The organism is Mesorhizobium sp. M0047, from assembly GCF_040323315.1.
GTDB lineage: Bacteria > Pseudomonadota > Alphaproteobacteria > Rhizobiales > Rhizobiaceae > Mesorhizobium.
This window is the reverse complement of record NZ_JAMYUW010000004.1, coordinates 181,621-195,282: the sequence shown is the minus strand read 5'-3', so window position 1 is coordinate 195,282 and position 13,662 is coordinate 181,621. Positions and strand designations below refer to the sequence as shown.

The 13,662-nt window shown below is 63.2% G+C and carries 14 protein-coding genes and 1 pseudogene; 9 read left to right on the top strand and 6 right to left on the bottom strand.

What is annotated here, in order from left to right:
• Positions 1 to 150: 150 nt before the first annotated feature.
• Together NKJ89_RS05610 and NKJ89_RS05605 are read left to right on the top strand one after the other, a co-directional pair.
• A complete protein-coding gene (locus tag NKJ89_RS05610; protein ID WP_023756698.1) occupies positions 151 to 936 on the top strand; it encodes an IclR family transcriptional regulator in 786 nt (261 codons plus the stop codon).
• Positions 937 to 1,001: 65 nt separating this feature from the next.
• Positions 1,002 to 1,841, top strand: a complete 840-nt coding sequence (locus NKJ89_RS05605) for an amidohydrolase family protein (protein WP_352600619.1) — start codon at positions 1,002 to 1,004, stop codon at positions 1,839 to 1,841.
• Positions 1,842 to 1,851: 10 nt separating this feature from the next.
• Here NKJ89_RS05605 and NKJ89_RS05600 read toward each other — a convergent pair whose 3' ends face one another.
• The 6 genes from NKJ89_RS05600 to NKJ89_RS05575 form a co-directional block, all read right to left on the bottom strand.
• A complete protein-coding gene (locus tag NKJ89_RS05600; RefSeq protein ID WP_352600617.1) occupies positions 1,852 to 3,012 on the bottom strand; it encodes an extracellular solute-binding protein in 1,161 nt (386 codons plus the stop codon).
• Positions 3,009 to 4,169 (bottom strand): CaiB/BaiF CoA transferase family protein, encoded by a 1,161-nt coding sequence (locus NKJ89_RS05595; protein ID WP_352600615.1) that lies wholly within the window; start codon positions 4,167 to 4,169, stop codon positions 3,009 to 3,011. The genes NKJ89_RS05600 and NKJ89_RS05595 overlap by 4 nt, the downstream gene beginning before the upstream one ends.
• 2 nt (positions 4,170 to 4,171) lie before the next feature.
• Positions 4,172 to 4,723, bottom strand: a complete 552-nt coding sequence (locus tag NKJ89_RS05590; RefSeq protein WP_352600613.1) for a MaoC family dehydratase — start codon at positions 4,721 to 4,723, stop codon at positions 4,172 to 4,174.
• A gap of 341 nt (positions 4,724 to 5,064) precedes the next feature.
• A complete protein-coding gene (locus tag NKJ89_RS05585; RefSeq protein ID WP_352600611.1) occupies positions 5,065 to 6,048 on the bottom strand; it encodes a Tim44 domain-containing protein in 984 nt (327 codons plus the stop codon).
• 74 nt (positions 6,049 to 6,122) lie between these two features.
• Complete coding sequence (locus NKJ89_RS05580) at positions 6,123 to 6,416, bottom strand: TFIIB-type zinc ribbon-containing protein (protein ID WP_352600609.1); 294 nt, start codon at positions 6,414 to 6,416, stop codon at positions 6,123 to 6,125.
• A gap of 194 nt (positions 6,417 to 6,610) precedes the next feature.
• A complete protein-coding gene (locus NKJ89_RS05575; RefSeq protein WP_352600607.1) occupies positions 6,611 to 7,600 on the bottom strand; it encodes a zinc-dependent alcohol dehydrogenase family protein in 990 nt (329 codons plus the stop codon).
• Between the two features lie 101 nt (positions 7,601 to 7,701).
• On the opposite strand from NKJ89_RS05575, the pseudogene NKJ89_RS05570 reads away from it, so the two are divergent.
• The 7 genes and pseudogenes from NKJ89_RS05570 to pobA all read left to right on the top strand — a co-directional run bounded on the left by NKJ89_RS05570 (position 7,702) and on the right by pobA (position 13,652).
• Positions 7,702 to 8,604: pseudogene (locus NKJ89_RS05570) on the top strand (LysR family transcriptional regulator).
• Positions 8,605 to 8,846: 242 nt separating this feature from the next.
• A complete protein-coding gene (gene pcaD, locus NKJ89_RS05565) occupies positions 8,847 to 9,656 on the top strand; it encodes a 3-oxoadipate enol-lactonase (protein ID WP_023756689.1) in 810 nt (269 codons plus the stop codon).
• A complete protein-coding gene (gene pcaC / locus NKJ89_RS05560) occupies positions 9,649 to 10,056 on the top strand; it encodes a 4-carboxymuconolactone decarboxylase (RefSeq protein WP_023756688.1) in 408 nt (135 codons plus the stop codon). The genes pcaD and pcaC overlap by 8 nt, the downstream gene beginning before the upstream one ends.
• Positions 10,046 to 10,801 carry a protocatechuate 3,4-dioxygenase subunit beta gene (gene pcaH, locus NKJ89_RS05555; protein WP_023756687.1) on the top strand — a complete coding sequence of 252 codons (756 nt, stop codon included), beginning with the start codon at positions 10,046 to 10,048 and terminating at the stop codon, positions 10,799 to 10,801. The genes pcaC and pcaH overlap by 11 nt, the downstream gene beginning before the upstream one ends.
• A complete protein-coding gene (gene pcaG / locus NKJ89_RS05550) occupies positions 10,801 to 11,415 on the top strand; it encodes a protocatechuate 3,4-dioxygenase subunit alpha (protein ID WP_023756686.1) in 615 nt (204 codons plus the stop codon). The genes pcaH and pcaG overlap by 1 nt, the downstream gene beginning before the upstream one ends.
• A gap of 12 nt (positions 11,416 to 11,427) precedes the next feature.
• Positions 11,428 to 12,480, top strand: a complete 1,053-nt coding sequence (locus NKJ89_RS05545) for a 3-carboxy-cis,cis-muconate cycloisomerase (protein WP_352600605.1) — start codon at positions 11,428 to 11,430, stop codon at positions 12,478 to 12,480.
• Positions 12,480 to 13,652 carry a 4-hydroxybenzoate 3-monooxygenase gene (pobA, locus tag NKJ89_RS05540; RefSeq protein ID WP_352600603.1) on the top strand — a complete coding sequence of 391 codons (1,173 nt, stop codon included), beginning with the start codon at positions 12,480 to 12,482 and terminating at the stop codon, positions 13,650 to 13,652. Before NKJ89_RS05545 ends, pobA begins: the two co-directional genes overlap by 1 nt.
• The last annotated feature ends 10 nt before the right edge of the window (positions 13,653 to 13,662 follow it).

Sequence of the window (13,662 nt, the reverse complement as noted above, 5' to 3'; positions counted from 1 at the left end):
CGCCTCAGCGGCGACCGCAACTCGTCTGATGACAAGAAGTCCTACATTCATATACAAACAAAACATTCACGGACACGTCAAGACGAAATTTGTTTCCGCCAGGCGTGTTCATGCGTATATGAAGGGTGAAATTCACTGGAGGGATGAGCCATGGACGACAGCGAAGACGAGCGCTACCGCGCGCCGGCGCTCGACAAGGGACTCGATATCCTCGAACTGCTGGCGGGCGTCGACGGTGGTCTGACGCAGGCCGAAATCGCCAAGAAACTCGACCGCAGCCCAAACGAATTCTACCGCATGCTGGATCGGCTGGTGCGGCGCGGCTACGTTACGCGGCTCGACGGCGACCGCTATTCGCTGACGCTCAAACTGTTCGGACTGGCGCAATTGCACGCGCCCGTCCGGCGGCTGGTTTCCTACGCCACACCGCTGATGCGCGAATTGGCCGAGACATCGCAGCAGGCCAACCAACTTGTTGTTTTTGATCGCGGTTCCGCCGTCGTCATCGGCCAGCAAGAGGCACCGAACTACTGGGGGATTTCGATCCGGGTCGGCTCGCATATCAGCCTGTTCGACACTGGTTCGGGACATGTGCTGCTCGCCTTCCGCTCACCGGAAGAGCGTCAGATGATGATTTCGGAACACGTCCGCAGCACCGACAAGACGGCGCAGTCGGCCGAGTTCTTCACCCGGCTCGACCAGATCCGCGACCGCGGTTACGAGATGATGGCCTCGATGCAGACCGCCGGGGTCTTCAACCTCTCCGCTCCGGTGCGCAGTTCCGATGGCAAGGCGATCGCCGCGCTATCGATTCCCTATATCACCGTGGTCAACGCGCCGTCGGCACCAGACATTACCCGGACGATCGAGTTGTTGCTGGCAACATGTCAAAAGCTGTCGCACCTCGCGGGCTCGGCAGTCGGCTCATCGGCGTGAATTCTTATTTGAATGAAGAATTCCTCCGTGAGATGATCTGAAACAGCCACGAGGAGGAGCCCGTCATGATCATCGACACCCATTTGCATCTCATCGATCGCTCAGCCTTGCGCTATCCCTGGCTGTCAGGCGTGCCGGCGCTCAACCGCGATTTCTCCTATGAGGAATATTCCGTGGAGGCGCAGCGTGTCGGCATCGGGCGTGTGCTGCATATGGAGGTCGATGTCGACCCGGCCGAAATCGAGGCTGAGACCCTTCGGGTCGAAGGGCTGGCACGGCAACCCGGCAGCATGCTGGCTGGAGCGATCGCAGCCTGCCGCCCCGAAGAGGCGGAGTTTCCGGCTTATCTTGAAAGGCAGCGAGCAAATCCGTTCGTCAAAGGCTTCCGCCGAGTCCTCCATGTCGTGCCGGATGATCTCTCGGAAGGCGTACTCTTTCGTGAGAACATCAAGCGGCTTGGCGGCACCGGCCTGACCTTCGATCTCGTCGTGCTGCCGCACCAGATCCCGAAAGCGATCGCGTTGGCCGACCTGGCGCCGGATGTCCGGTTCGTTCTCGACCATTGTGGCGTGCCCGACATCAAGGGTGGAACCGAGCATCCGTGGCGCGAGCACATGAGTGAGATCGCGCGGCGCCCGAATGTCATGGCCAAGATTTCCGGTGTCGTTGCCTATGCCGATCCGGGCAGTTGGACGGCTGAGACGCTGCGGCCCTATGTCGAGCACACAATCGGCGCGTTCGGCTGGGACCGTGTCGTCTGGGGCAGCGACTGGCCGGTCTGCACGCTCGGCGGCGGCCTGTCGACCTGGGTGGCGGCGACCCATGCGCTCCTTGCAGGCTGCGGCGTCGATGAGCGCGACAGGCTCTTGTTCGCGAATGCCCGCAAACTGTGGCGGCTCGACTAGGCGAGCTCGCTTACGCTTTAGAGGCATCGCTTGATGCCGAACGATTCTCCCGGAACAGGCGATTGAGATCGGCAATGACCTCGGCGGCTTTGTGCCGGGAGGTCATGCCGGAAAGGATGCGGTCGGACGCCGCCTGCTGGAACGCCATATAGCCGTCATGGCGCGGCCGCACCCACGCACCCTCCAGCGTTGCGCGCGTGTCCCGATAGAAATTGCCTGTCGCTTCATTGACGGCCCGGTCTTCCCAGGCCGCTGCATGGCCGGGCTGCCCGCCAGCGGCGGCATAGGGACCGCGCTGGACCTCGCCGCTTGCGACCCAGTAGGCGAAGGCGATTGCGGCATCCTTCGCTTTGGCAAAGGCCGATACGGCTATGCCGGTGCCACCAAGCGCCGAACCGATCGGACCGCTGGAGCCGACGACCGGGATGTCGGCGAACGCCAGCCGGTTCGCGCGAAAACCAGACATTGCATAGGAAACATAGCCGTAGATCAGCGGTGCACAGATGATGCGGGAGCCGGCCTCCGCCATGCGTTCCGAAACTGCGATCGGATCCATCTCGAAGCAGGCGGGGCCGACCAGTGCGGCTATCTCGCGCATCGTCTCGAAGACTTCGCTGCCGGCGTCGGCATCGATGAGATCGCCGGACGGGTCCGTTGCGCAAGGGCGGCCAAAATTGCCGGCGAGCGTGTAGAACGCCATCAGCACGTGAGGCGGGCGCAATGGCAGCAGCACCCGGCCTTGGCGGGCCAGATCGAGCACATCGCTCCAGCGCGCCGGCGGCGCGTCGAGCGCGTCCGGCCGCCAGGCCTGGACCTGGCTGGCCGCATCGATCGGGAAAGCCCATTGCCGCCCCTGCCAGTTGTAGCTCGGATATGACCGGCCGACGCTGCCCGAGGCAAGTGCTGCAAGTTCCGCCTCGCGGCCAGCGACATCCAGCGGCTCGAGGCAGCGCTCCGCAGTGATCTGGCCGACATGCGGATGATCGATGACGATGAGATCATAGGCGCGCGCCAGTTCCTCGACCGGGAACGATTCGAAATCCTGCAGCGAGCGCTTGTCCCATTCGATGGTGATGCCAGTCTTCTGCTTCCACAGCGACGAGCAGGCGACCATAGGATCGTAGCCGCGCGGATGGCTCCAGGTCATGCCCTTGAGCGTGGGCACGCTCACAGGCCGAACTCCTCGCGGATTGCCGCACTGTGCTCGCCGATGCGAGGCGCTGCCCGATCGACCTTGGCTCTGACGCCATCGACCCGGAGCGGCGAACTGGTGGTCAGGATCGAGACATTATCCTCGCGCGTCACCGTCTGCAGAATATCGAGCGACTGGAAGCCCTCGCTCGCCAGCATCTCCGGCCAGGTCAGCACCTTGGCGCACCAGATGTCGGCCGGCTCGAGGACATCAAGCCACTCGTCGACGGTTTTAGTGGCTATCCGTTGCGCAATAATCGCCTTGATGTCGTCGCGCGCGGTGAACCAGGATGCAGGCAGGTCACGATAGGGCGCCAGCTCGCTAAGTGACAGCAGGTCGGCGAGCTTGGGGATCGGCGTCATGGCGATGGCGAGATAGCCGTCCTTGGCCGGGTAGACGCCATAGGGCGCCGACAGATAGGCATGTGCACTGCGGAAGCTGGAGCGGCGTGGCAAACGCCGGCCGTCGTTGAGATGCGTGGTCAGCACCTCGAACTGGAAGTCGACCAGCGCCTCCAGCAGGCTGGTCTCGATATGGCTGCCCTGGCCGGTGATGCCACGTCGCACCAGTGCCGCCAGAACGCCTTGCGCGCAGGCAGCACCGGCGAGCATGTCGCCGATGGCAAGGCCAAACGGCACCGGCCCCTGGTCTTCGTCTCCATTGAGCCACATCACGCCGGAACGCGCCTGCGCCAGCAGGTCCTGGCCCGGACGCTTGACCCAAGGGCCGTCCTCGCCATAGCCACTGATAGAGGCGTAGACCAGCCGCGGATTGAGCTTGCGAACGGCCTCGTAATCCAAGCCAAGCCGCTCGATGACGCCGGGCCGGAAATTCTGGATCAGCACGTCGGCCTTGGCCAAAAGCCCGCGCAGCGCCTCGAGATCCGCCTCGTTCTTCAGGTCGACGGCAAAACTTTCCTTAGCCCTGTTGATGGCGTGGAAGATGGTGGAATCGCCGCCGATCTCGGTGTCGCTGAGATAGAGCCGGCGCGACAGGTCGCCGCCATCTGGACGCTCGATCTTGATCACGCGGGCGCCGAGGTCGAGCAGCCTCAACGAGCAGTATGGACCCGACAGGAATTGGCTCATGTCCACGACAATGAGACCGGCAAGCGGCAATTCGGCTGCTGCCGGCATTGCTATTTCTCCGTCTTGCCGACGAAGTCGGCCGGGTTGCGGTACTTCACCGTCTGCAGATGCTCGCAATAGAGAACGAGCTCGCCTTCGCCCTTGAACACTTCGTAGCTGGCGCGGATCAGCCCCATTTCCTTGTAGCGGGGCTTCTTGTCGAGGTTGGTGCGGATCGAATAGATCGTATCGTCGATGAAGACAGGCTTTATGAAGCGCAGCTTGTCGTAGCCATAGGAAAATGCATTGACGCAGTTGGTCGCGACCAGCCCAAGGCCGGCCGAGAAGACGAAAGCGCCGGCGATCAGCCGCTTGCCGAAAATGCCTTCGGTCTCGGCAAACATCTGGTCCTGCACATAGGGGTGAATGTCGAGCACCAGCGTGTTGAACAAATGGCTGTCGCCTTCCGCCATGGTACGCCGCAACGAGCGGATTCTCTGGCCGACCGGCCAGTCCTCATAGAACCAGTTCTCGGCATTCCACACCGGCAGCGCGGCATGCTCCTCGGGCATGTTCTTAGGATGCGTCGAGGCGACTCCGACGCTGGCCGCGAAGTCATTCATGGCCGGCTCCGCCAGTCGTGCCGAAGATCTCGCGCAACCGTTTGAACACGCGTCAAGCCGCCTGATTGCACGACATCTCCTCCCGTCAATCTTCTTTTGTAAATATTCTTTTCACATGTGGGATTACGATGCAAGCGCGAAGAGGCGAAATTTCAGCCGCTCCCGCGCGCCGAAGCGGCGGCGGGGAGGGGAGGAATTCATGCGCAAAGATTGTCAGGTATTTGTCGGTAGCCCGGGCCGCGAGGCACTGAGCGATACCGGGCACGCCATCGAGATCGCACGCGTCTGTCCGTTGGTGCGCCGAGCGCCCGCAAGCAGCCGCATCGAGCCTCGGACAAAGCTCAAGCCTGTTGTATTGCCGAGAGCTTCCAGTTCGAGCCATTCTCGCGCACGAACGTCCACAACTCGGTCGTCTCTGTCGGGTGGTCACCGTCGCCCTCGACGACCTTGCCGCTGGCCCGCTCGCGCGTCACGTCACGAGACTCGTAGCGCAATGCGGCCGTGGCATAGTCGCTGCCATCCTCGCGCCAGCTTTCCGCAATGTCGGCCTGCAGCAAAGTGATGTCCGTCACCTCGTTCCTGAGACCTTTCTGGGCATTGTCGGCCAGCTCTTCCGAGAGATAGGACACCATCTCGGGGGTCGTCGCCCGGCGCAGAGCGGTATGGTCCTCGCGCCCGAAGGCTTCCTGAACATCGGTCAACAACTGCTGGAATGTGTCGAGGTCGGTCTGGGCCAGCGTGATCTCCTCGGAACCGGTGTCCGCAGAGCCTCCCGAACCGCCGCCAAAGCCGGGAATCGTGAAAGGGCGCGCAGTCTGTTGCTGTGTCGTTGCGCGGTTCTCAAACCGCGACGCCTGGGCATTGCCGGCACCGGCGAGCGCATGGGCGGGACCGCGCGCGGATTGCGACCGGAAGAACCTGATAGCCAGCATGATCGCGCCACCGATGAGCAGGGCCTGAAGCAGGAAACCGAACATGCCGGCCAGACCGCCGAAGCCCTGGCCGACGAGCAGGCCGATCAGGCCGCCGAGCAGCAGGCCACGCATCATTGTCCCACCGAAGCCGCTCATGAAGCCGGGCCTCTGCATGCCGGCCTGCGGCTGCCGGTTCGCGTTGTTCACACCGGTGTTGGGCGTCATCGAACGCTCGACCGGCGCGGTCGGCGCCGGTGCGGTTCTGGTCGGCGGTGCTGATTGGAACGTACGCATGCCACGACTGCCGAAACTGCCGCCGCGACGGGCCTCGGCATGATCCATCGCGACCATGGAAAATGCGAGGAACAGTCCTGCAAAGAGGGCTGCAAATCGGCTTGTGCGGGAAATCATCGGGATGGACCTTTATCGATGCGGGTTTTGGAAGTTTTCAGCAGACGCCGGCCCGGGTGCCGGGCGTCATGCGGTCAGTCGAACAACTCTTCGAAAAATGATTTCTTCCGCTTCGGATAGCGGTGGCCCTGCGAGCGGGAATAATCGTCATCGCGCCCTTGGCCATGTTGCGGCTGGGAGAATGCTGCCGGCTGCGGCGCGGGCGAAACCTCCCTGCCGGATCGCTCGATTATCTTGTCGAGTTCGCCTCGATCAAGCCAGACGCCGCGGCACTGCGGACAGTAATCGATTTCGATACCCTGGCGTTCGCTCATCACGAGCGCGACGCGACAGGAGGGGCAAATCATACCAAGGACGGAAGATGTCATGTGGGGCTCCAAACCAAAAGTATTTGAGCCCGCTTGACCGAAAGGAATGGAACGGGCCCGTTAAAGCGGTCCGACATCACAATCGCCAAAAGCGACTGTCAGAGGGGCCCGGCCCGCACGGCACAGTTAGGAGGGCAGAGTCCCGCCTTCAAGAGCGATGCTGCTGGCAATGGTGATTTGTTCGCCATCTCTGCTCAAACAGTCACCACGATCTTGCCGAACTGCTCGTTCGATTCCAGGTAGCGATGCGCTTCGACGATCTGGTCGAACGCAAAGGTCCTGTCGATGATCGGCCTCAGCGTTCCGCTCTCCAGACCGTCTAGGATGAACGCCTTGGCCGCTTCCAGTTTCGCCGGGTCGCCGGTGATCTCATGGACGAGGTAGCCGCGCAGCGTCAGCGTCTTGCCCAACACTGCGCCCAAAGGGAGCGGCGTCGGCTCGCGGCTGAGGCCACCATATTCGATGAGGATGCCGCCGCGTGCCATTGCCGCCGTCAGCGGCTCGAAAACCGGGCCGCCGATCGCATCGAAGACGACGCGCACGCCTTGCTGCCCTGCGATCTCATGCAGCCGTGCCGACAGATCCTCTTCGGCCGAGACCACGACATGCGCCGCACCGGCGTTGAGCAGCGCCTGCTTCTTGGCTGACGTTCGCGTCACCGCGATCACGGTCGCGCCGACCCTGTTGGCGATCTGGATCGCGGCAAGGCCGACACTGCTCGATGCAGCGGTGATGACGACGATATCTCCGCTGTGCAGGCTAGCGATGTCGATCAGCGCCCCATAGGCGGTCAGATACTGCATCCAGACCGCCGCTGCTGTCCGCCAGTCGAGCGATGGCGGGTGCTTGACGACGAGATTGGCGGGAAAGGTGGCCAACTCGCCATAGGCCGGCCAGCGGATCATTGATTGCGGTGGGATGACACTGACGCTGTCGCCGGGCATAAAGTCGCTCACGCCTTCACCCACCGCCTCGACAACACCCGCCGCCTCGAGGCCAAGCCCCGAGGGCAGCGTCGGCGTCTCGATATAAGCACCGGCGCGCAGCAGTGCCTCGGCGCGATTGAGACCAAGCGCTTTGACGCGGATTTGAACTTCGCCGGGACCCAGTCCGGGAAGCTCGATATCCTCGATGCGCAGAACCTCGGGGCCTCCATGCCGGTGAAAGCGAACTACGCGTGCCATTCGGTATACTCCAAATTATCTGAACCGAATGAGCTATGCAGCTAGGTTGGCCGAGGATAAATGGCTGCAAAGGAGAACAGTAGAAAGCAGGAGTTCCGAATATGGGTAGGCTTGAGAGCATGGCCGTGTTCGTCAGGGCTGTCGACCTCGGCTCGTTCGCAGCCGCGGCGGTCGCACTCGATCTGTCCGGACCGATGGTTGGCAAGCATGTCCGGTTTCTTGAGGAACGGTTGGGCGTGCGTCTGCTCAACCGGACCACGCGCAGGCAGAGCCTGACCGATTTCGGACGCGCATACTATGAACGCTGCCGCGTGGTGCTGGCCGAAGCCGACGCCGCCGACGCGCTAGCCGCCGACCAGCTTGCGGAGCCGCGTGGAAAATTGCGTGTCACCATGCCGGCGCATTTCGGCCGCCACTGCGTGACGCCCGTACTGCTGCAATTGGCGCGGCAGTATCCAATGCTGGAACTGGATCTGTCGCTCAGCGACCGCTTCGCCGACCTCGCCGAGGACGGCTACGATCTTGCCATCCGCACCGGTGCCCTCGACGACAAGGCGGGCGTGATCGCCCGTCGCGTCGCGCGCCAGGGCATGGTCGTCTGCGCCGCACCCGCTTATCTCCAACGTCACGGCGAACCGCAGCGCATCGAGGATCTCGTCGACCATCAAGCGATTGTCTACCGCCGGCTCGGCCAGATCGTTCAACCGTGGCTGTTTGCGCGCGAGGGGCAACTCACGCAAGAGATCACGCCAGCCGGCCGGCTGCGTCTCGACGATCTCGATGCCATCGCCGACGCGGCTGCCGAGGGCATGGGGGTCGCCTGGCTGCCCTAGTGGCTGGTGCGTGACCGCATCCGGGCCGGCGCGCTGGTGGCGTTGTTGCCGGATGAGCCGCGCTTTCTCTACGACTGCTACGCGCTTTGGCTGCAGACGCCGCATTTGCCATTGAAGGTGCGGCTGGCCGTGGATGCACTGGCCGCCGCCTTGCCGAAATCGATGGCCTGATCAGGCCAAAATGCGATCGCCGATACAGGCGGATGCGGTCGATGCCCTTGGCGCCGACCGGAAACGCGCAGCCCAGACTGATGCAAACGTGATTGGGGCCGACCACGTCGGCAAGACATCCGATGTGGTCGGGCCAGACTGTCCGACACGGATTTGATCGCCCCTGAGTTCATGAAACAGCGCAAAAAATCATTTTACCGAGCCAAACGCCTTGTGCAATGTGGGGATGGAGGATCGAAATCGTGCCATTCGTCACCATCGGCGGCATCACGCTGCACCATCGCCACATCAAGGCGACCGGCAATGTGCGCCCGATCATATTCATCAATTCGCTGGGCACCGACTTCAGGATCTGGGACGACATTGTCTCGGCGCTTGATGGTGAAATGCCGCTGGTGGTCTATGACAAGCGCGGCCACGGGCTGTCCGATATTGGCGACATCAGTTCGATCGACGATCATGTCGATGACCTCTCAGGCCTCATCGATCATTTCGGATTGAGCAAGGTCGTGCTGTGCGGCCTATCGGTCGGCGGCCTGATCGCGCAAGGCTTCTATCGCAGGCGCCCAGAAATGGTCGAAGGCCTGATCCTGTGCGACACGGCCCATAAGATCGGCACCGCCGAAAGCTGGAACGCACGCATCGCGGCGGTCAAAAGCAAAGGCATTCAGGAGATTGCCGGCGCGGTTCTCAAAACTTGGTTCACGCCGGCATTCCACGCGCAGCGTCAGCCTGACCTGAACGGTTATTGGAACATGATGACCCGGCAGGCGCTTGCCGGTTACATCGGGACTTGCGCGGCCGTTCGCGATGCGGATTTCACCGACAGCGCGCGGCGCATCGCGGTACCGACGCTCTGCGTCGCCGGCGACCAGGATGGCTCGACGCCTCCCGATCTTGTCCGATCCCTGGCCGACCTTATCCCCGGCGCGCGCTTCGAAATCATCGGCGACGCAGCGCACATTTCTTGTGTTGAACAGCCAGAGGCACTGGTCGCCCTGATCCGCGATTTTATCGCATCGCTTGCCTCCGGAGCCGAAACCGATGGATGAAGTCCCCGTCAACGAAGCCAGATATCGCACCGGTCTCGCGGTGCGCCGCTCGGTGCTAGGCGATGGCCATGTCGACCGCGCCGAGGTCGCCGCCACCGATTTCGACCGGCCTTTCCAGGAGTTGATCACCGAGGCGGCCTGGGGAACCGTGTGGGCACGACCGGGCTTCACCAAGCGCGAACGTTCGATCGTCACGCTGGCGCTGCTGGCCGCACTCGGCCATGATGAGGAGGTCGCCATGCATGTGCGCGCCACCGTCAACACCGGTGCCTCGCGCGACGATATCTGCGAAGCTTTCCTGCATGTCGCCATCTATGCCGGCGTGCCTGCCGCCAACCGTGCCTTCAAGATCGCCAAGGATGTGTTTTCGGAAATGGACGGTGCCAAGAATGCCCGCTGAGTCAGGCTTGAACCGGAGACCCGAGACCGGCGCCTTTTTCCAGCGCGACCGGACATGGCATCCGCCGGCCCTGACGCCGAACTACAAGACTTCGGTGCTGCGCTCGCCTCAGAAGGCGCCGCTCGCTTTCGACAACACACTGTCGGAAATAACAGGTCCTGTCTTCGGCCACGCCATGTTGGGCGAACTCGACGCCGACCTGATCCACAATTTCGCCGGACCCGGCGAGAGCGCCATCGGCGAGCGCATCATCGTCTATGGGCGGGTGCTCGACGAGCGCGGCGTTGGCGTGCCCGGCGCGCTGCTCGAATTCTGGCAGGCCAATGCCGGTGGCCGCTATCGCCACAAGAAGGACGGCTACCTGGCGCCGCTCGACCCGAATTTCGGCGGCTGCGGCCGTGCCATATCAAGCGACGATGGCGGCTATGCCTTTCGTACCGTCAAGCCCGGGCCCTATCCCTGGCCGAACGGGCCGAACGACTGGCGGCCCTCGCACATCCATTTCTCGGTCTTTGGCCATGGCTTCGCGCAGCGGCTGATCACGCAGATGTATTTCGAGGGCGACCCGCTGATCTGGCAGTGCCCGATCGCGCGTGGCATCCCCGACAAGTCAGCCGTCGAGACCCTGATCGCCGCGCTCGACATGCAGGCGACAATCCCCTTCGACGCGCGCGCCTACAAGTTCGACATCGTGCTGCGCGGGCGGCGCTCATCGCTGTTCGAAAACAGGCTGGAGGGCAATTGATGGCCCAGTCGCTCGACCGGCTGAAGGAGAGCCCCTCGCAGACCGCGGGACCATACGTCCATATTGGGCTGACGCCTAATTTCTGCGGCATCGGCGGCGTCTATGCGAGCGACCTTGGCGCCACCATGGTCAACGACAAGACCAAGGGTGAGCGCATCGGTCTTCGCATCCGGGTGCTCGACGGCACCGGCACGCCGCTCAAGGATGCGCTGATCGAGATCTGGCAAGCGGATGCGGACGGGCTTTACAACTCGCCGGTTGAATTGCGCGGTGCTGCCGATCCGAATTTCTTCGGCTGGGGCCGCTGCCCGACCGACATGGACACCGGCCTGTGCACGTTCGAGACGATCAAGCCGGGCCAGGTGCCGTTCAGGGATGGCAGCCTGATGGCGCCGCACATCACGCTCTGGATCGTCGCGCGCGGCATAAACCTCGGCCTCCACACACGGCTCTATTTTTCCGACGAGGAAAAGGCCAATGCCGGGGATGCGATCCTGGCACGCATCGAGCACCGCATCCGCGTGCCGACGCTGATCGCCGAGCGCCAGGGCGATATTTATGTGTTCGACGTCCATCTCCAGGGGGAGAAGGAAACGGTCTTCTTCGACAGCTAGGAGATCCGCGACATGACCGTATCGCCTTTCGATCATCCGCTGCTCTCCGCGCTCCTTGGCGACGACGAGGCATCAAGGCATTTTTCGGTCGAGGCGGAAATCGAGGCCATGCTGGCGTTCGAGCGCGCATTGGCCGAAGCGGAAGCCGAAAACGGGATCATCACCAGGGATGCGGCGGCAGCGATCGCGGCGGCGCTGGCCACGTTCCAGCCCGACACTGCCTTGCTGCGGGCCGCTGTCGCCAAGGACGGCGTCATGGTGCCGGAACTGGTGCGCCAGATCAGGGCGGCGGTCGGCGAACCGCATGGCGAGAAAGTGCATTTCGGCGCGACCAGCCAGGACGTCATCGACACCGGCCTTGTGCTCCGGCTGAAGTCCGTCGTCGAGCATCTCGGGCTGCTGCTGACCGAGACCATCATCCGGCTCATCTCATTGGAGGAGCGCTTCGGGGGCAGGGCGCTGACCGGCATGACCCGCATGCAACCGGCAATTCCGATCAAAGTGGCCGATCGCGTAAAGGCGTGGCCGGCGCCGCTGCAACGGCATCAGGAAAGACTGTCGGGACAGTCCAGACGTTTGCTGGTGGTGCAATTTGGCGGCGCTGCCGGCACGTTGGAAAAGCTTGGCGATAAAGGGCCGGCGGTACGCGCGGCCCTTGCCGCAAAGCTCGGCCTTGGCGACGCATCGCAATGGCAGAGTCAGCGTGACGCGCTCGCCGAGTTTGCCGGCCTGATGTCGCTGGTGACGGGCAGCCTTGGCAAGTTCGGCCAGGATATCGCGCTGATGGCGCAGGGTGGAACCGAGATCGAACTGTCGGGCGGCGGCGGCTCGTCAGCCATGCCGCACAAGCAGAACCCGGTGAAGGCCGAAGCGCTGGTGGCGCTGGCCCGCTTCAATGCCACGCAGCTTTCCGGCATGCATCAGTCTCTTGTGCACGAGCAGGAGCGCTCAGGCGCCGCATGGACGCTGGAGTGGCTGCTGTTGCCGCAGATGGTCGTCGCCACCGCCGCGTCGCTGCGGCTTGCCGCCGAACTCGCCGCTCAGGTCGAAAGTCTCGGCCACTGATGCGCAGCCAGGTCGTTATCATTGGTTCGGGACCGTCCGGCCTGCTGCTCGGCCAGCTGCTGGCCGGCATCGGCGTCGAGACGATCATTCTGGAACGCGCGACCCGCGAGCACGTGCTCGCCCGCGTACGCGCTGGCGTGCTCGAACAAGGCACTGTCGAATTGCTGGAGGAAGCGGGTGCTGCGGCACGGCTGCACGCCGAGGGGCTGCTGCATTCCGGCATCTCGCTCGCCTTCGACGGACGCCTGCACCGCATCGACCTTACCGCACTCACCGGCGGCAAGCATGTCACCGTCTACGGCCAGACCGAAGTTACGCACGATTTGATGGACAAGCGCGACGCGGCAGGACTGACCACGATCTATGAGGCGGCCGATGTCGCGCTGCACGATTTCGATGGCGCCGCACCTTTCGTCACCTATGACAGGGATGGCGCCACGCATCGCATCGATTGCGACTTCATTGCCGGCTGTGACGGCTATCACGGCATCAGCCGCAAATCTGTACCGGCGGGTGCGCTGAAGACCTTCGAGCGGCACTATCCGTTCGGCTGGCTCGGCGTGCTGGCCGAAGTTCCGCCGGCCGATCGTGAACTGGTCTATGCCAATCACGAGCGAGGGTTCGCGCTTTGCTCGATGCGTTCGACGCATCGCAGCCGCTACTATGTGCAGTGCCCTGAGGACGATCGCGTGGAGGCGTGGTCGGACGAGCGCTTCTGGGACGAGTTGCGCCGCCGCTTGCCGGAACAGACGGCGGCAAGTGTCATCACCGGCCCATCCTTCGAGAAGTCAATCGCACCGCTGCGCTCTTTCGTTGCCGAGCCGCTGCGCTTCAACAGGCTTTTCCTGGTCGGTGACGCCGCCCACATCGTGCCGCCGACCGGGGCCAAGGGCCTGAACCTTGCCGCCAGCGACGTGCGCTATCTCTTCGCCGGTCTTCGCGACTTCTACGTCGAGAAATCACACGCCGGCATCGACGCCTATTCCGGCAAGGCGCTGGCGCGGGTCTGGAAGGCGGTGCGCTTCTCCTGGTGGATGACGACGATCCTGCACCGCTTTCCCGACACCGGCGAGTTCGGCCAGCGCATCCAGGAGGCTGAACTCGACTACCTCGTGCAGTCGCGTGCCGCGTCAACCGCACTTGCGGAGAATTATGTTGGCCTGCCTTACTGAGGGCCGCGGA